Genomic DNA, 18,241 nt, shown 5'->3' with positions numbered 1-18,241 from the left:
CATATTAAATGTTATATTAATGTGATTTAGCTCATCAAAATAAAACAAAAGTAGAAATTTAATTTTAACCATATTGAAATCAACTATATACATGGCACATATAAAGTTAAAGACTTAAATGTTATTTTACATATTAAATTTAAATGATAAACTTAATCGAAAATAAATTGAGGGTTTTATCATGGATTTTGAATTTCATAGAGCAAAAGAAGGTGTTGTTTTAGCAAACAGTCACCGAGGGTATGCCAGCAAATACCCTGAAAACACCATGCCTGCATTCATTGGTGCATTGGAAGCTGGTACACATTGCATTGAGATAGATATTCACTTAACCGTAGATAATCAAATCGTGGTTACTCATGACCATCGTATAGATAGAGTCTCAACAGGAACGGGTTTTGTTGAGGAGATGACGTACACACAACTGTCTCGGTATGATTTCGGCGTAAAATTTAATAACAAGTTTGAAGGCACAAAAATACCGCTACTGAAAGATGTTATAAAATGGGCTGTGGCCAATCAGGTTGGATTGATTGTTGAAGTTAAGCAGCGGCGTAGAGTTGATGAATTTATTGAACATCTAGTCGACGTCTTAAGTTCAGTTCCGAATGCGATATCACACATTCAATTACTTGGATTTAATCACGTATTAATCAACAAAGTAAAAGAAAAGATACCGCAATTAGCATTGCAGGTTGTCACTATTGAGCGATACAATGACCAATTAGCTGCCGTTTCTGCCTCAAATGCAAGTTGTGTTTGTGTGGAATATGAGTATACACATATCGACGATTTGAGAGCATATAAGGCGGCGGGGTTGGGTGTACGGCTGTACTTGCATGAAAATAAAAACGGCATCGCCCCTTTAGAGCAATATCTACTTAAATTTGGCTGTGACTGTCGTGCTGAAATCATTGAATGGCTTCAAGAAGGCCTTATTGACATTCTCAGTCATGATGATATTCCGTATTTACAATCTTTAATTGAGGATGCAGGGCTACAATGGAATTAATTTATAGTATCGGAAGTTGTCAATGACAGATAAACCAGAAGTATTGGACCTAAAGCCAACTCAACGGTTACTACTGGAATTAATTCGCAGGTACGGACCGATTTCCCGGGCCGAGTTAGCTAAATTATCCAACTTAACACCTGGCGCGATAACACAACAATGTCGTGAGCTCATTTTTTCTGGGTTAATTGTTGAAGGTGAGAAGAATATTGGACAAAGAGGCCAGCCTTCTCTTCCTCTAAAACTAAATCCCGGAGGAGCTTGCTCAATTGGCGTCTCCTTTAGTTCTGGTTTTATTGATCTTGCGCTTGTTGATTTTTGTGGAAAAAAAATTTTCAGCACATCAGAAGTACATCTAGAAAACCAACCTCTCATAGCCACTCTTGACCAAATTAAGAAAATGGTTAATAGCACGCTAAAAAAATTGAAGCTTCAACATGCCAGGATCCTTGGCGTAGGATATGCTGTACCCGGCTTCGTGAAATCAGATGGAAAAAAAAGACAATGCGTTACTTGGCTAAAAAGCTGGCGCGATGCCGATCTGCAAGCTGAATTTCAGGCTAACCTCCCTTGGCCGACTTGGGTTGAGAATAACGCTAATGCTGCTGCTATTGGAGAATTGTACTCAGGTCAGTGGAATCAATACCGAGACTTAACCGTATTAGAACTAGGATATGGTATAGGTGCAGGGATTATTGCAGATCATAAATTACTGACGGGCGGCTTTAGAAATGCTGGCGAAGTTGGTATGGCCTTTCCTACTGGAACCCATCGGCCATCTTATAAAGATTTGCTCGGCACTCTCAGTGCTGCGGGTTACGATGAAAAGGAATTGCTTGGTCTTATAAAGAAAAAAGATATAGTTATAGAGACTTGGTATCAACGGTCATTAAAACAACTTGAAGACACTGTTTTAGGATGCCTTCAATGGTTAGACCCACAACTTATCATAATTGGCGGAGCAATGCCGAAAGAGATAACTTCTCGCTTTGCAGAGGATATCACGGATTGGTTGCAGTATCGTCTTGATCCGGAAAGACCTATGGTTAAAGTAGTTCATTCATCAATAGGTTCAGAGAGTGCCTCGCTTGGTGCTGCCATGCTATCTCTATATCAAATAATTAACCAATGATTGAAGTGCCCCAATGTGTAAAAACGAGCATCTAATCTATATAGGCAAGGTTTTATAGACTTTATACGGGGTATCAGTTTAGCGACAAATCGCTGATTACCACAGTGCCTTTTGAATCACTGACGCACGACAGAATAATCTGGCAGGTACCAGTATAAATAACCGGTAACTACCAGAGCAGCTTAAGCACAAATTAATTATTACTTGGTGCAAGTTCGATTAGCCATTTGTTCCAATTATTTTCATCTAATTGTTGAGTTGTACGTATTTTCCCATAAAACAAATCATAGTAAATTGAGTGGTTAAATAAATACAAATATTCATTTGGTTGATTTGGTGATAGCGGATTATCAACGTAGTACATTGCTTGTAAATGACCTTTCATATCCTGTTTAAATAATGTGGCTTTATTTTCTGGGTCGCAATCAGTTCCCCAACTTGCATCGTTGTAAAAACCACTTATTTGTAAGCAATGTGGTGTGTCTGAAATAGGAGAATATTGAGCTGAATATATTTGTATTAAGCTGCCATAGCGAGGCGAATCAACTACCTTTGTGATCAAACTATCTATAAAAATATTTTTGGTGGTTACTTATTATTGTGTATTTTTCTTATTTTACAAATTAAAAGGTCAAAAAAAATTATTCGTTGAATATTAGCTATTAATTGATGATTACTTTTTTAAAAGCAATCTTAATTTGAAAGAAATAAAGCCAATTAAACCATTTAATAATGAACATTCCATAACGATATAGGTTTAATTGCTCAATGGAACTAAAATTCGCTATGTATTCAATGTGTGGTTTTTCATGATAAGGGAGTATAAACGGGAAGCCCAAAAATTTTATGGACGGTTTATGGTAACTTTACTCCTGTGAAAATATCATTCTAAGTTATTGCAACTTAAAGCAACTACCGTCAATCGCTTAGAGTATGAAGTTGCAGTCAATATTCCTATTTCAATAAATATCACAAAATAAGCGTTTGTAAATAATTCTGTTTATTTATCCTTCAACAAATGAAACCGTTTAGATAGCCTCATGAATACATGTTTTGCTTTCCCTAATGTTTTGATTATTTATTATTCGTCACAAAATAAATTTGTCTGAATACCGATAAGGTCTTCTCATCGGTACTCTTTCCTGCATTATCGGGGGGATGCAAAGTAGGAAGGCACTGTAGCATTTTACTTGTTCTTTCATGTTTACTGGCAGGGTGTAATGCCATTCAGCATAACTATAAACTTCTCATGTTACTCAATGCTCAGCGCCCTTCTTTAAATGAAAGAACTAGTTTTTCCAGCCTAAACTCTTTTTCTTCATTCTTTTAAATTCGTTCCGCACATTTTCAATTATATTTATTTGCCCTTTTGTCGGCTCACCCTCTAACATGATGACTTTCTCCAATAATGATAGGAATGTCTCAACCATTGCGGGCGTAAACTGAGTAATACTTAATTTCAGTATATGAGGGATACTTTGATCAAAGTTTATTTCATTATGTACAAGGTGTGATGATGAAGAAAACAAATCCACCGCATCTTGAGTTTCTAGATTAAAATTCTCTATAAACAGGTTAATAACCGTTTGTTTTTGTTCACGGGATATTTCACCTTCCTGCTTCAATGCACCAACAATAATGACCGCAGCGGCTTCCGTTGCCGTCGACAAATTATAGATTGGTTTTACCCCATATTGTTTTTGCCACTTTCTCCGTCGGGCCCAAGTAAATGGATTAAAGGAATTAAGGTCTACACCTGAGTTTTGTAATGAATGTAGCGCCCATACAAGCGCAGCTAATGCTGAAATTGCTGCTATAATAATATGCATACTAAGACCTATCCGATATCCTTATGACTTTGTTGTTCAATTTATCTTAAATTAGATGCAATAAAAAAGGGATGATGCTTAATGGAATGGGTTCACAAGTTAAGCTCTTTTTCTTCATAAGTCAAATTATTATGGGCAGAAAAATGTGAGGTAAAAGTAACGAAATAAAATCAAAAAATATACACAATATTCACACACTGTTTGTTAATCGATTTTTTAGACCAAATTTTGTCTACATGTGAAGTGTACGTTCTTCGTCTGTATGTCCAGACTAGCTTGACTGCAGTTCGACACAACCTGCCTTGTTGAAGATTTACTTGCGGCTACTTTAGTACTAGTAGCCGGTATTTATTTCATGGAAAACAATTGTGCTGTCTTTGTTTTCGATAAAATAATATATGTACTGCTCAATACCGTTATCATAAGTTATCGTTAATCTGAGTTTATTAGGTGGTAACTACTTGTAAATTACCTCGACATTTTCAGTCTGATACTCAACATTATTTTTAGGTAACTGGTTTTTAAGTCGCTCTTGACGATATAGATTAGCTTTGTACGTTGTATAAATCTGTGCAATTTTTTGGCCTTTAAACTCGCAGAGATATTGATAACTTCCGTTAAAGACCAAATCTTCACTCATATTTAGGCAGGATTCATAGAAATTTTTTGATTCAGTGCTTAATTCAAGATTTGAGGCATACCCATTACTTATTACGGCTAACGACACTAACACCCCTACTTGGATGATCAACTTCTGCATCATTATCTCCTTATTTTCCTTCTTAATTATCTCGTAGTTTAACCATGTTAAGAAATGCAGAATTAAATGTTTACAAAGCGAAGAGCTTTACTTTTTTGTTATGATAAAGATGAATAAATTACATTGATCTACAGATGACAGCTTTTACGCTCTCTAATCTACCCACTGTATGGTGATGGTATGCTGAAAGCCATACAGGGGCGAACAAATTAAATATTGGCTATCAATTATCAAAATTATTAGAGATTAACTTTGTAATATCATTAGGATATATTATTTCGTTGCTCCGGATTAGCTCATCTAACTCCCACCAATAGTAGCGACTAATAACAGATTTTTCGTTATTAGACCACCCATTAGTGTGGATCTCTTCTTCATTGGAAAAGACGATAAAAAAGCGCTCTTTTGCTAGCACCGTTTCGCCACTGGGAAGTGTCATTTCAAAAGTTCTTTGTGCAACACATTTTCCAATATTATCCCTGATAATGCCGGTTTCTTCTTTCAGCTCTCTGATAGCCGCTTGTTCAAAAGATTCACCATGCTCAACACCACCACCTGGCGTTGCCCAGTATGATCTGCCAGCTAAAGCATCGTTCGTATGAACAAAGCGAAATAGTAATACTTGTCTAGACGAATTAATAATCAGTAATCGGGATGAACACCGAACACGCATAGCTGATATGACCATAGTGAGTTAATAAGATATCACAGCTTAAACAAATAGTTATGAATGTAAAGCGAAATCAATCGAGATAACGGAATGGTTTGTTTATAAAAAATAACTATCATTTTAGCTTTATTAACGAGTGGGCTTGACATAAGAAAAGCGACATTAGTCATAATACTACTAAACAAGCCTGAGATTTCAATAATACATCTCTATGTGGTTCTTTAAGTGCTCTATTGTGACATTATGGATTCATTCGCATTGATGTAATGCTAAAAAATGAGATACTGACAAATAGAAAAACTTTCACTGATTTAACTATTTTATTTTTCAGGAAGCTACTATATGCATCGTAACATCATTTATATTGCAACGAGCCTAGATGGTTATATAGCAGATGCAAATAACCAATTAGATTGGTTATTCTTTATCCCTAACCCAGATCAAAACGATATGGGCTTTTCGGATTTTATGCAAAGAATTGATGCTGTTGTTATGGGTCGAACGACTTTTGAAACTGTATGTGGTTTTGATGGAGAGTGGCCATATGATAAACCAGTGTTTGTCTTGTCGAACTCAATCAGAGAAATACCAGTAAAACTCATAGGGAAAGCTGTTCATTTAGTGCGTGGCGAGATTAAAGATGTAATAAGCTCAATACACTGCGCTGGGTTTAAAACGCTTTATATTGACGGAGGTTCTGTTGCGAAACAGTGTTTGGCAGAAGATTTAATTGATGAAATGATAATCACTATTGTCCCAATTCTGTTAGGTGATGGAATACCTTTATTTGGTAATATGAAAAAACCGCTACAGTTTATTCATGTTAAATCAGAGCGTTATTTTGACTATATGGTTAAGAATACTTGGCACCGCCAGAGAAAATAATTTTGTCAATGTCGCTTTACATATTCGAATTAGAACTATCTTTATTTTTCTGTCGAATACTCGATGTGTACGGCAAAGTCCTCATCATTTATGAAAAATGAAAACAGTGAATTTGTCTGTATGTCTGTTATGCGCCACTTCTTGGTTTGTTGAGGATGTGATTAAATATCATAGAACATTAGAAAGTTATATCTCAGTGCTTTTTGACGCAAAATTTACCCTTGATGCCTTAAAAGAGCCAAAAGTCATAGACTCAGCTCTGACAGAAAAGCGGGAAATAGCTATTTTTAACTGCGAGTGCCCGCTTAATTTTAAGTGCATATCATTAATTTTGAATGCCATACCTTTCACTTGAAAACTCGAGAGTTTCTAATTTTTAAGGCGAAAATAAGCCTCTCATCAGAGGCTTTTCTATTTCTCGGAAACAACAGCGCTTTAGCACATGATAATCACGCTAAATAAACTGAACCATAAGAACTAGAGCAATGGCAGCATGATCACAAAAGCAATTTCAAGCACTGTATTAAAAATAGCGAGTTGTAAAACTAATCGAAGAAACAAGGGGTAGCTTCATTTTTTATTTAATATTACTAGTCGTACAAACTATCCTTTGTTACTGTTTTATTCCAATTTAATATATAAAAAAATTTTTTATATTGAAAGTGACATTTTTAAATTGGAATTATAGGAAAGGCAACACATTAAGTAATATTCTTTTTTACAACGCGAGTCATTACCCCCCTACTTTCTTGATAGAATAATAACATCAAGAAAAATAATAGCTTTCCATAATACACACCTATACGAAAGACAGTTTTTTGAAGCGCAGTAAACTATAACCCCATCCGAAATATCAAAAATTACATATCGTAATTATTCACTTAATGTATCCGTTTATTTTCTAGCTATATGCTGATTTTGATATAATATAACTATATATAAACAATCAATCATTTATTTAATCATTAATATGAAAATGAAAATTCGAGTAATATAATAAATATCGAAAGATTATTTATTATAAAAATAATTATATCTTTCATATGTATACTAAATTTAATGAATAAAAATATATAAAAAACAATCGATTGATAGAATAAGTGTTTATACCTATTAAGATTTTTCTTATTCCAGCAATGATTCACTTATTTAATTATTAACGCGGTTAAATTGTGCATTAAAATTTAACTAAGCAGAAAATGAGTTTTTAAAGTATTAAAGATTCATATTTCATTTTAACTTTACAAATAATATGAGAGGATTTTATGAAAGTATTAACACTAAAAGAAGTTAAGTTAGTTTCTGGTGGTACTTTTAATATCTGCAAACCATCTATTAGTAATGTTCAACCTATAACTCAACCTACTGTTTCGGCTACTACAGTGCCATCAGTAAGTGTTTCAGTGCCAAAAGTAACAGGCTCTTCAATATCAACGAGTAAAATTAGTTGGTCCTATAATATTGATGCTTCTGGTAGCACTGTTAACTCTATCAGTATCACGTTTTAAACCTAAGTGAAATAAAGCAACTATCCAACTTGCTTTATTTAAAAAAGAATGAGATGTGGCTAAATAATGGACAAAAATTTAGCTAACAAATCATAAATTTTAATTTTATATCAATATGAGAGAAATATCATGAAAGAATTAACATTGAAAGAAGTTAAATTAGTATCTGGCGGCACTTTTAATCTCTGCAAGCCACCTGTTACAACTACACCAAAAGTTAGTGTTCAACCCTCTGTTCCAGCTCCAGCCCCAACTCCAGTGGTAAAAGGGGTAACAGTAACCACCACTGTCATTAAAGATTCCTATAATTTTAATGCTATTGGTAACAATGGTAGTACTTTTAACGTTACTTACTAAGTATTAGTTATTAAGTATTAAATACTAATAGAGCGGCTATATCAGTCGCTCTATTTTAAATAGAGGGTGATTATGAATGGTATATTTAGAGAAGAAGCATTAGAGTATAAAAAAAGTCGATGGACAGGTAAAGCTCTAATTATCTCAAAAATCCCATTGTTATTTTATATTGTAATATCAGTTTTTTTTATTTCTATAGCATTATTTATGTTTTTGTTCCTAGATATTACTAGGAAAGAAACGGTTATTGGTGAGGTAATATCAAAGAAACAACCTGTAAATATATCCGTAACGCAACAAAGTATTGTTATTAAAAAATTTGTTAATGTCGGTGATTATGTAAAAAAAGGACAAAAAATATATCAACTAGATATTAGCAAGGTAACAAAAAATGGGAATCTAGGTGTTAACACAGTTAACTCCATTAATTATCAAGTGGAAAAAATTGATGATATAATTAAAAAGACAATAGATAGCAAAGAAATGACAAAAAAGAATATAGAAACACAAATAAATTTATATAAGAAGTCTAATATTCAAAATAAAGACATGGAACTCGCTATTTTAAAAAGTCTCAATGAAGCTAAATTGAGTTTAGATAATTATAGGATTTATTTGAAAAAAGGAATGATTAATAAAGAACAATTAACAAATCAAAGTAACATATTTTATCAGCAGCAAGTGGCTTATCAGGGTATAAGAAACCAAATAAATCAAGACTCTTTAATGATATCAAACTTAGAAAATGACTTAAAGATAAAGATGGCTGATTTTGATACTCAAATATATAAGTATGAATCTCAAAAAATAGATCTTCAAAAGCAGTTATCTGAAGCAAATGCAAATAATACTTTATTTATTCTGTCACCAATTGATGGTTTTATTGATACTTTAAATGTTAATGAGGGGCAGCTTATTGACCCTGGAGAAAATATCATAAAAATAATTAGAAGCGATGAATCAGGGTATCAATTGATTTTATGGGTTCCAAGTAGTAGCGTCCCCTATTTAAATGTAAAGGACAAAATAAAAATACGCTATGACTCTTTTCCTTACCAAAAATTTGGACAGTTTTCAGGAAGTATATCTATGATATCAAAATTACCCATTTCAAAAAATGAAATGTTATTATATTCCAGCTCACCAGTAAATTTACAAAGCTCTTTTAATACATCTTTTTACAAAGTAATAGTTGAATTAGATAATCAAAGCATAAAATATAAAAATAAAAAATTGTATTTATCCAACGGTTTAAAGGCTGAAGCTATATTATTTTTAGAAAAACGGCCTCTTTATCAATGGGTGACATCATCGTATTATGACTCTAGCGTTTCTGAAGGTAAATAGCATGGTAGATATTAATTTTGTTTTAGATAGATTAGATCTTAAATTCAAACGGAGAATACCTAATATTATTCAATCTGAATCATCAGAGTGTGGCTTGGCCTGTATAGCCATGATCTGCAGATACTATGGAATGGAAATAGATTTGGTTAATCTAAGAAGAGAATTTGGGATTTCATCTCAAGGAGCAACACTTCAAAGCTTAATTGAAGCTTTGATAAATTTAAATTTAAAAACAAGAGCATTATCAATTGATATTGATGAATTAAACTTAATGAAGAAACCCTGTATACTGCATTGGAATATGAATCATTTTGTTGTATTAATCGCAATTAGGAATAACAAATTCATTATTCAAGATCCAGCGATAGGTAAAAGAACAATCAATATTAATGAGTTTTCAAATAGTTTTTCCGGTGTAGCCATGGAAGTGTGGCCTGACAGTAACTTTAAGAAAGTAAAAAAGATTTCCAGGTTAAATATAAGGACATTGTTAAACAACATAACGAACTTTCCTTCATCACTATTAAAAGTATTGTGCTTATCATTTTTAATTGAGGGACTAAATATTGCATTTCCTATAGGAACCCAGTTAATTATGGACCATGTTGTAATATCTAGTGACTATAGCCTACTGACACTAGTGATACTTGGTTTGTTTGTTTTCACATTGCTCAATGCTGCGTTGAGATTTGTTCGGGCATGGGTTTCTTTATTTATAGATACATTGGTCAATGTTCAATGGAAAATAAGCTTTTTTGATTACTTAATGAAATTGCCCCTTGACTTTTTCGAAAAAAGAAAAGTTGGGGATATCCAGTCACGATTAGAATCATTAGATTCATTACGTAATACTCTAATAAACAATATTATTAATGGAATAGTTGATGGAGTAATGGTCATAGGGCTTTTTATAATGATGACCTTGTATGGCTCAAAGCTAGTCTTAATTGTTATGGGATTTACCCTATTATACATTGCACTAAGAGTTTTAATGTATAATAAATATATTAGATACGCTGAAGAATATATTGTTAAGAGTGCAGAAGCGAATTCCCATTTTACAGAGACAATTTATGGTATTGCCTCTATAAAATCATTAGGTCTAAGTCTATCCAGATCAAAGAATTGGTTAAACTTAAATATTGAAGCCATTAATTCGAATATTAAAAATACAAAACTAAGCATGTTTTTTTATGGGGCGAACTCACTAATATCATCTATAGATCATATCATTATCTTATGGATTGGTTCACTAATGGTAATGGATAACTTAATATCATTAGGGATGTTTGTTGCTTTTAATATTTATCGAAGTCAGTTTTCAGAGAGAGCTGCGAACTTAATAAATATGCTATTGGAAATAAAGATGCTAACTCTTCACTGTGATAGAGTATCAGATGTAATTTTTACAGATACTGAAAATTACCAGCCCAAAAACGCGTTGATTTTACCCAATAAAAGCATGGATATCCGCATTGATAAGATATCATTTAAGTATGATGTTCACTCAATGGAAATTTTCTCTAATTTAAGTTTTTCAGTAAAGGCTGGTGAGAGTGTGGCCATTGTAGGCCCTTCCGGTATGGGGAAAACAACTTTAATGAAGGTTATGTCTGGATTGCTAAGCCCTACAAGTGGAAATATTTATATAAACGATATAAATGTAGATACGATAGGATTAAATAATTATAGAGACAGAATAGCATGTGTTTTGCAAGATGATAAGCTATTTTCTGGCACTATAGCAGAAAACATATCCAGTTTTGAGAGTGTTAAAGATGATAAAAGAATAGTTGAATGCGCTATTTTATCTAATATACATGAAGAAATCATGAAAATGCCGATGGGATATGAAACGATGTTAAGCGAATTAGGTGGTAGTTTATCTGGAGGACAAAAGCAAAGACTAATGATAGCTAGAGCATTATATAAACAACCGAGCATATTATTTTTAGATGAGGCGACAAGTCATTTAGATTTAAAAAATGAAGCTTATATCAATCAATCTATCTCATCATTAAAAATAACTAGAATTATAATTGCTCATCGGGAATCAACAATCGCTAGTGTAGATCGGGTACTTAACCCCTGGGAGGCTATAGCAAAGTTAGAAAGAAGGAGTCAAAGAGACGTTTCGAAAATTAATGATTGATTTTATCCGTTGAACGGGAGAGATAACGTCTCAAAAAATCTCATAACTGCGTTATTAGTTATGATGATTAATTAATCGAATATAATCTTCATTGGGTTGAAAAATGAGCTCTAGCTATGATTTTCTAAAATATTATTGATATGAATTGTTATCTAAGTGATTGATAAACATGGCAATTTATCACCAATAATAGGCTTAATGACTGACTTTTATTTTCAGCTCATCCAGTGGCAATTTTTTATCAAAAAACCGAATATTTAAAAAATGAAAATTTGTATTATTGGCCCTTCAGGGGCAGGAAAAACAACGGTAGCAACTCAATTAGCAAAAGAACTCTCTTTGCCAGTGTATGAATTTGATGCTATTTATTGGGATATGACAGGAAATGAATACCGTAAAAACTCAGAAGAATTCATTAAATCTCAGATTGAAATGATTTTAAGTACTGATAGATGGATTATTGAGGGAGCGTATGATAAGCGTCTTTACCCTTTTCTTCTCGAATGTTCCATTATTTTTAGGATGAATGTGCCTTATTACTTACGTGCTATTCGTTTAGCCAACCGATTTTTAATCAGTACAATTATGCGAAAAAAGCCTAAAGAAACACTCTTAAATACAGTTGAGTTATTGCGTTTTTCGAAAAAATATGATCAACGTTTAAATGAGTTTTTAGCTTCACACAATGCGTTATCTTCTAAGGTCATCCCTATCAAGAATATTTCTTTATGTAGGAAAATTTTAAAAAGTGAGCTATAAAATTCATTATATTATAAATTATGTAGTATGGTTTGCTTGATTAACTGAGTTTAGCTTAAATTAAAAGCCAAACCTGCCAATTTTTTATCGAAATTGTTGGTTTCAATATATTGATATGTAATACCATCGTATCAGTTAAAAATGTTCTCTTTTTTAAAGAAGCATATGAAATCTACTTTATCTGGAAGCTCTGTAGCGCCTATCCTTGTTTGTTGTTACGAGTTGTGTTTATGGTTAATTGGCTGACTTAAGGTAACTTGATTTATATTACTGTGCGTTTATTTGTTTAAGTTTAGCTTCAACAAATTGCCGTAAGCGACTATTTGCTTTTGTAGCAATGTCACCTCTTTTTCTGCATCAGATTTATTATTTTTATTGCTACAGTGCCAATATGCACTCTAAAGCTGTTTTGACTGTATTCTTTTTAGTCCGGAAACTAATCTCATACCATTGGGATTTACTGGGAGATGTAAATTCATTAATGACCATTTTTTCAGTTTTTATGGCACATAATGCCCATATAGTTTGTAGTAGAGACCAGAGAATTGCGAAGCTAGCGAGAACCGATACAAGCTGAATATAAATGTTATCGACAACTAATGTTTGTTTAAAAATCAGCCCAATGAAGAAAATTTGAATAAATAGCTTAATAGATAATGCTTTGAAAATAAAACTAACTCCCTGATTTTTAATCGCAAAATAGGGATTTTTCAAGTGTTGACGTTGCTCTTGAACTGGGATCCCTCTTATATAAACCATCCATGTTGACGTCTCACTATTTCTAAGGATAAGGCCTTTTTCTTTTAATCCGTGAATTTTAATAGAGAGCAATACAGCCCAAATTAACCCTAAGAATATTAGGTATAAAATAAAGCCAGTCACGTTATAAAAAGAAATAACTAACGCAATAATAATCAACAAAGTTAATTTACTTGAGTACAGCCAAAATGGTGCAACTTGATAGTTCATTTGATGTCATCCTAATGTCGAATTACTTTCTTGGCCTGATTTTTTATTCATCACTAGTTATAACTAAGAATATTCATTAATGCATCACTTTATGAATATTTTATGTTGTTAGCACAAGCATTGTGCGGATGCGCTCTATTTTCTCTATCATGACAAGAAGATTTTTGTAGGTTAGAGTTACAAGCGCTAGAATAGCCACATAATATGAAGCAATAATAAAATGACAGGGGAAAATATGATCATATTAGTCACAGGAGCAACTTCAGGTTTTGGCGAAGCAATTACGCGTCGCTTTATTCAGCAAGGAGCAACCGTTATTGGAACGGGTCGTCGTACAGAGCGACTAACAGCACTACAAAAAGAATTAGGCTCGCACTTTCACCCTATTACTCTTGATGTAAGAGACCGGAAAGCAATTCAAAATGCCATTGCAGGATTACCAACAGCACTAAAAAATATTGATGTTTTAGTGAATAATGCGGGCTTAGCGCTAGGTATAGAACCCGCATTCGAGGCTAACCCTGACGATTGGGCAACAATGATTGATACGAATACGAAAGGTTTAGTCAATATGACCTACGAAGTATTGCAAACTATGGTTGCCAATAATCATGGTCATATTATTAATATCGGCTCAACAGCGGCTAACTGGCCATATAAAGGTGGTAATGTTTATGGCGCCACTAAGGCGTTTGTTAAGCAATTCTCATTAGGACTACGGGCTGACCTCCAAGGCAAAAAAGTCCGAGTAACTGATATCGAACCTGGATTAGTTGGCGGAACAGAATTCTCTAATGTTCGTCTTAAAGGTGATGATGATAAAGCAGCGAATATCTATAAAGGCGCGGATGCACTTACACCTGAAGATATTGCTGAAACGGTTTACTGGGTAGCGACATTGCCTGCTCGTATGAACGTCAATACACTTGAATTGATGCCGGTTTGTCAAACCTTTGCTGGTTTAACTGTTTATAAAGAGGCGTGATTTTTCGTACTTTTCTAAAGGAATTTGCGCTATATTTGTGTTTATATTGTCGAATAGAACTAACTTTGTAAGGAATTATAATGAGCTCATCACTAAAGTTTGTTAAGCAAGGTCTAGCGGCGGTAGTGTTTTGCCTTCCTTTGTTGGGGCTTTCTTCAGCAGCGCATGCAGGGAATGTTAACTGCTCAGCAGGAAGCACTTGTGTTACATCGGGAAATGTTGATAGTGTTTTGACAAAAGAGCAGGCACGCCAAGAAAAGGAACAGTGGGATCAAACACGGAGTTTACGTACAAAAGTAAATTCCCGTACTGAAAAAGAGTTTGATAAGGTTGACGCTGCATTTGATGCAAAAGATGCCTGCGAGAAAAGTCTTAATTTAAATGCTTATTGGGAGCCGAATACACAACGCTGCCTAGATGTAAATACAGGACGCCCATTAGCTCGCCCATAACTCATTAAACCCATTAAGGAGTTATTATGAAGAAAAGACTTATATTTCCAGCTCTATGCTTACTCGTTGCTCCAGTGTTAGCACAAGCATCATGTGAAAGTGTTATTGAAGAAATTAAGCAGAAAATTATTAACAACGGCGTTCCTGCCGATAATTTTAGCTTAGTTGCTGTTCCAAATGATGAGGCTGAACAAGCGCAAGGGCAAGTTGTTGGCCATTGCCAAAATGAAACATATAAGATCATTTATACTCGTCATTAATCAATAAAACTCAGGGCGCTATTATCAGCGCCCTTTTCAATCATCCTCGATAAGCTATGCATATTCGCACATAAATGCTTTGATCTTATCTTGATCTAAATAGTGACATAGCGTTTTTTCTTCCGGTCGTAATAAATACGGAATTTCGCCTAACAACGGTGCCTTTAAGTGTTTTTGTAAGCGATTAATGATCTGGGCATAATGTGCCAACCCTGGATTGATACGGTTTGCTATCCAACCGATAAGCGGCAAACCATCGGCACGTATTGCATCTGCAGTCAGTAATGTATGGTTTACACAGCCATGCTGGATGCCAACGACAAGTATAACGCCGACTTTTTGTCCTTTTAGCCAATCAGTATAAAATGTGTTGTCATCCAATAAATAGCGCCATCCCCCATTACCTTCGATAACAACGGTGTCGCATTGGCTATTTAAGTTTTCTAGTCCTTGTTTAATCTTATTGAAATCAATACAGTTTTCTTGGCTGTAATTATCTTTGATTTTAATTGGATTAACATCGTCGTAGGATACAAGTTGTTGTGATGCCCCATGTATTAACAAAGCATCTTTATTCCGCATACCTTCCGGTGTATCAATACACTTATCAGCGATAGGCTTATAGCCTACAGCTTTAATTCCTTGGCCATTAAGAGCCTGCAGTATTGCTAACGTGGAGACTGTCTTCCCGACATCCGTATCTGTCCCGGTAACAAATAGATTCATCATAGTTATTTTCTATCCTGAAGTGACAGACGACTGCATACATGTTGCAGTGAAAAATGATATGGAATCAGTTTATGGGAATGGGTAACTCTTAAGTTTGCGTTAGCTCAATTTTCTGTTTAATAGCAAAAATTTTATTAACTACTGTTAACCTTGCAGTAACTGAAGTAATAAAGAACCATCATATAATGCTTGTTGAACTAATGCAGTTTCACTCTCTTTTTTAGTAACTTCAGATTGTTCAATGCGTAATTCACCACGATATAGAGGAATAGACTGCGAATGGCAATATTGATGTAAAAGTGAATAAAATACAGAGGAAATCCGATTTAGCGGAGAATTGATTAAAATTAATTCGGTGCCGAAGATATTAATGAGTTGACCAAGCTGTTTGGCAAGTATTTGCGCTATATCATTGAGTACATGTAAACAGAGTGGATCTTGGTCTTCCACAGCTAAACAAAAACTATCGATAGTCATGTCATGATTGAAAAATGAGGATGATGGGTATAAATGTTGTAATTCCACGGCATGTTTTAAGATAGCCGGAATAGCGATTGCCCCTTCTAAGCAACCAATACCACCACAATAACAAGTTTCCCCCGTGTTTTGTGTTTGTACATGCCCAAAATGTATCGCTCGTCGCGTATGACTATCTAATGCAATGCCGTTATTGATAATTGCAGCGCTAACAACACAATCAATTTGTAAATAAATGATATTTTTTGCTGTTCTTTTTTCGTACAAAGAAAAATAATCGGCTAGTGCTAACGCATTAACATAAGGCTGTATATAAGTCGGTAGCCCAGTTTGTTCCGTTAAAAAATGACCAAGTGGTAAATTATCAATGTCGTAATAAGGCAAAGCATAAATTACACCAGAGAAAGGCTCCACCAAACCATCTAAAACAATACTAATGGCCGTAACACGCTCTAAATGGCGTGAATATGTCGCAAAAAAATGGCTAATTAATGATGAGAGCGTATTGGAAAATTGCTCATTACCTTTAACGTCAAATGGATAGTCTTGTTCTACGATAGTTTGTGTATTGATCTCTTTTAATGAAAGGCTAATAGAGTTACAGGCAAGGCGGATAGATAAAAACTGCCACCCTTCACTTTCAATGACTAATCCAATCGCGGGCCTACCTCGCAAGCCGAGAACGGGAAACTCAATTTCTTTAACTAAATGGGCATCAATGAGCTCGCGCGTAATTTTTGTGATACTTGCGGGTGCCAATTGTGATTGTTTAGATAATGCAATCCGAGAAATTGGCCCATATTGATCAATCACACGGTAGACAATACCTGTGTTTAGTTGTTTGATTTGATCAATATGACCCGTTTGGTTTTCCATAATTCAGTGTTAAATCCCGTTATAAAGCAGTCAGTTATTATGCGTAATATAGAATGCAATTACTCCGACATACATGTTATTTGTGATTTGAATCACGTTATTTAGCCAACAATATTTTCAATCAGTAATTCCGTTAATTTTTTTGCAGCGGCAGGCAATGCTCTACGCGTATTGTAGACTAACCAGACTTCCGATGCGGCTTCAATATTTGAAAATCTGATGTATTTTACACCGTCAATTTTCATACGGGTAAAAGATTCTGTGATAATCGAAATTCCCATACCTGCAGAGACTAAACCTAATATTGTCATTGCTTCCCCTGCCTCTTGAGATATTTTGGGTGTCACGCCAGCGGAAGTAAGCAGATTATGGATCTCATCATAGAGAGCTGTACCTACCTCTCGTTCGAAAAATACTAATGGATACTCCGCCAATAGATGAATGTCGACACCTGTTTTTTCATATTTTAATAAGGGATGGCCTTCATACACAGCAACCATAAACGGCTCTTTAAATAGAAGTTGGTAGTTTAGCTGCTCAGGGAGTTCGGTATTACGCATGATCCCAATATCAATACGCCCTGTAAGTAAGGGGGCAAGTTGCTGTTTTGTATTCATCTGATGCATATGGATAGCCACTTCGGGATATGATTCACGATATTGACGTAAACTCATGGTCACTTTATTCATAAACGGCGTCGTTGATGTAAAACCAATAGAAAGTTCCCCTAATTCCCCTTTTTCCATCCGTGCTGCTTTTGTAGCCGCTGCATCGACCTGGGCTAAAATTTGATAAGCCTCTTTGAGAAACATATTACCAGCAGGGGTTAATGAAACATTTCTATTGTTTCGTTCAAGTAATTTTGCGTTTATCTGTTCTTCAAGTGATTGAATTTGCTGACTCAATGGTGGCTGAGAAATGTGCAATCGATCCGCAGCTCGCCCAAAATGTAACTCTTCTGCAACAGCAATAAAATACCGTAAGTGTCTTAATTCAATAGCCATTTTTTCTTTGATATGTTTAAAGTATTATTGGTAATAATTAATATATTAGACAAAATAGTCTGAGATTTCTATTCTTTG

19 protein-coding genes are annotated in these 18,241 nt (G+C 34.4%); 11 read left to right on the top strand and 8 right to left on the bottom strand.

Features of this window, described 5'->3' with window-relative positions; genetic code table 11:
- Positions 1-181 precede the first annotated feature (181 nt).
- Together PR699_RS09970 and PR699_RS09965 are read left to right on the top strand one after the other, a co-directional pair.
- Positions 182-1,012: a glycerophosphodiester phosphodiesterase family protein gene (locus PR699_RS09970; RefSeq protein WP_004919992.1), complete on the top strand. Its 831-nt coding sequence runs from the start codon at positions 182-184 to the stop codon at positions 1,010-1,012.
- A gap of 22 nt (positions 1,013-1,034) precedes the next feature.
- Positions 1,035-2,144: an ROK family transcriptional regulator gene (locus PR699_RS09965; RefSeq protein ID WP_004919995.1), complete on the top strand. Its 1,110-nt coding sequence runs from the start codon at positions 1,035-1,037 to the stop codon at positions 2,142-2,144.
- A 193-nt stretch (positions 2,145-2,337) separates the two neighbouring features.
- Here the strand turns inward: PR699_RS09965 and PR699_RS09960 are convergent, their stop codons facing one another.
- The 4 genes from PR699_RS09960 to PR699_RS09945 form a co-directional block, all read right to left on the bottom strand.
- Complete coding sequence (locus tag PR699_RS09960; protein WP_004919998.1) at positions 2,338-2,706, bottom strand: hypothetical protein; 369 nt, start codon at positions 2,704-2,706, stop codon at positions 2,338-2,340.
- 727 nt (positions 2,707-3,433) lie between these two features.
- Positions 3,434-3,973 (bottom strand): hypothetical protein, encoded by a 540-nt coding sequence (locus PR699_RS09955; protein WP_004920003.1) that lies wholly within the window; start codon positions 3,971-3,973, stop codon positions 3,434-3,436.
- 457 nt (positions 3,974-4,430) lie between these two features.
- On the bottom strand, positions 4,431-4,733 hold the full coding sequence (locus PR699_RS09950) for a hypothetical protein (RefSeq protein WP_014656021.1): 303 nt from the start codon (positions 4,731-4,733) through the stop codon (positions 4,431-4,433).
- Between the two features lie 223 nt (positions 4,734-4,956).
- Positions 4,957-5,406: an NUDIX hydrolase gene (locus PR699_RS09945; protein WP_014656022.1), complete on the bottom strand. Its 450-nt coding sequence runs from the start codon at positions 5,404-5,406 to the stop codon at positions 4,957-4,959.
- A 339-nt stretch (positions 5,407-5,745) separates the two neighbouring features.
- Here PR699_RS09945 and PR699_RS09940 point away from each other — a divergent pair, with 339 nt between their 5' ends.
- The 6 genes from PR699_RS09940 (at position 5,746) to PR699_RS09915 (ending at position 12,411) form a co-directional block, all read left to right on the top strand.
- The gene (locus PR699_RS09940) at positions 5,746-6,288 is read left to right on the top strand and encodes a dihydrofolate reductase family protein (RefSeq protein ID WP_014656023.1); all 543 of its coding nucleotides are present in this window, start codon (positions 5,746-5,748) and stop codon (positions 6,286-6,288) included.
- A 1,265-nt stretch (positions 6,289-7,553) separates the two neighbouring features.
- Complete coding sequence (locus PR699_RS09935; RefSeq protein ID WP_004920016.1) at positions 7,554-7,796, top strand: hypothetical protein; 243 nt, start codon at positions 7,554-7,556, stop codon at positions 7,794-7,796.
- A gap of 129 nt (positions 7,797-7,925) precedes the next feature.
- Positions 7,926-8,153 carry a hypothetical protein gene (locus PR699_RS09930; RefSeq protein ID WP_014656024.1) on the top strand — a complete coding sequence of 76 codons (228 nt, stop codon included), beginning with the start codon at positions 7,926-7,928 and terminating at the stop codon, positions 8,151-8,153.
- A 72-nt stretch (positions 8,154-8,225) separates the two neighbouring features.
- On the top strand, positions 8,226-9,500 hold the full coding sequence (locus PR699_RS09925; protein ID WP_040133182.1) for an HlyD family secretion protein: 1,275 nt from the start codon (positions 8,226-8,228) through the stop codon (positions 9,498-9,500).
- A gap of 1 nt (position 9,501) precedes the next feature.
- The gene (locus tag PR699_RS09920; protein ID WP_014656026.1) at positions 9,502-11,652 is read left to right on the top strand and encodes a peptidase domain-containing ABC transporter; all 2,151 of its coding nucleotides are present in this window, start codon (positions 9,502-9,504) and stop codon (positions 11,650-11,652) included.
- Between the two features lie 264 nt (positions 11,653-11,916).
- A complete protein-coding gene (locus PR699_RS09915; protein ID WP_004920037.1) occupies positions 11,917-12,411 on the top strand; it encodes an AAA family ATPase in 495 nt (164 codons plus the stop codon).
- Positions 12,412-12,789: 378 nt separating this feature from the next.
- Here PR699_RS09915 and PR699_RS09910 read toward each other — a convergent pair whose 3' ends face one another.
- Positions 12,790-13,380 (bottom strand): hypothetical protein, encoded by a 591-nt coding sequence (locus tag PR699_RS09910; protein WP_014656027.1) that lies wholly within the window; start codon positions 13,378-13,380, stop codon positions 12,790-12,792.
- A gap of 235 nt (positions 13,381-13,615) precedes the next feature.
- Between PR699_RS09910 and ydfG the strand changes: the two genes are divergently transcribed.
- From ydfG to PR699_RS09895, 3 genes are all read left to right on the top strand, one after another.
- A complete protein-coding gene (gene ydfG, locus PR699_RS09905; protein WP_014656028.1) occupies positions 13,616-14,365 on the top strand; it encodes a bifunctional NADP-dependent 3-hydroxy acid dehydrogenase/3-hydroxypropionate dehydrogenase YdfG in 750 nt (249 codons plus the stop codon).
- Positions 14,366-14,445: 80 nt separating this feature from the next.
- Positions 14,446-14,817, top strand: coding sequence for a DUF1283 family protein (locus PR699_RS09900; RefSeq protein ID WP_004920044.1), 372 nt, complete (start codon positions 14,446-14,448; stop codon positions 14,815-14,817).
- 26 nt (positions 14,818-14,843) lie between these two features.
- The gene (locus tag PR699_RS09895; RefSeq protein ID WP_004920046.1) at positions 14,844-15,077 is read left to right on the top strand and encodes a DUF1161 domain-containing protein; all 234 of its coding nucleotides are present in this window, start codon (positions 14,844-14,846) and stop codon (positions 15,075-15,077) included.
- 54 nt (positions 15,078-15,131) lie between these two features.
- Here the strand turns inward: PR699_RS09895 and bioD are convergent, their stop codons facing one another.
- The 3 genes from bioD to PR699_RS09880 all read right to left on the bottom strand — a co-directional run bounded on the left by bioD (position 15,132) and on the right by PR699_RS09880 (position 18,163).
- Positions 15,132-15,806, bottom strand: a complete 675-nt coding sequence (gene bioD / locus PR699_RS09890) for a dethiobiotin synthase (RefSeq protein WP_004920048.1) — start codon at positions 15,804-15,806, stop codon at positions 15,132-15,134.
- Positions 15,807-15,950: 144 nt separating this feature from the next.
- Positions 15,951-17,159, bottom strand: a complete 1,209-nt coding sequence (locus PR699_RS09885) for an ROK family protein (protein ID WP_014656029.1) — start codon at positions 17,157-17,159, stop codon at positions 15,951-15,953.
- Positions 17,160-17,260: 101 nt separating this feature from the next.
- Entirely contained in the window at positions 17,261-18,163 is a 903-nt protein-coding gene (locus PR699_RS09880) for a LysR family transcriptional regulator (protein WP_036940318.1), read from the bottom strand.
- Positions 18,164-18,241: the final 78 nt, after the last annotated feature.

Source organism: Providencia sp. PROV268, assembly GCF_028477805.1.
Classification (GTDB): Bacteria; Pseudomonadota; Gammaproteobacteria; order Enterobacterales; family Enterobacteriaceae; genus Providencia; species Providencia stuartii.
Note: the sequence above shows the minus strand (reverse complement) of the source record. Positions and strands in the feature narration are given on the sequence as shown.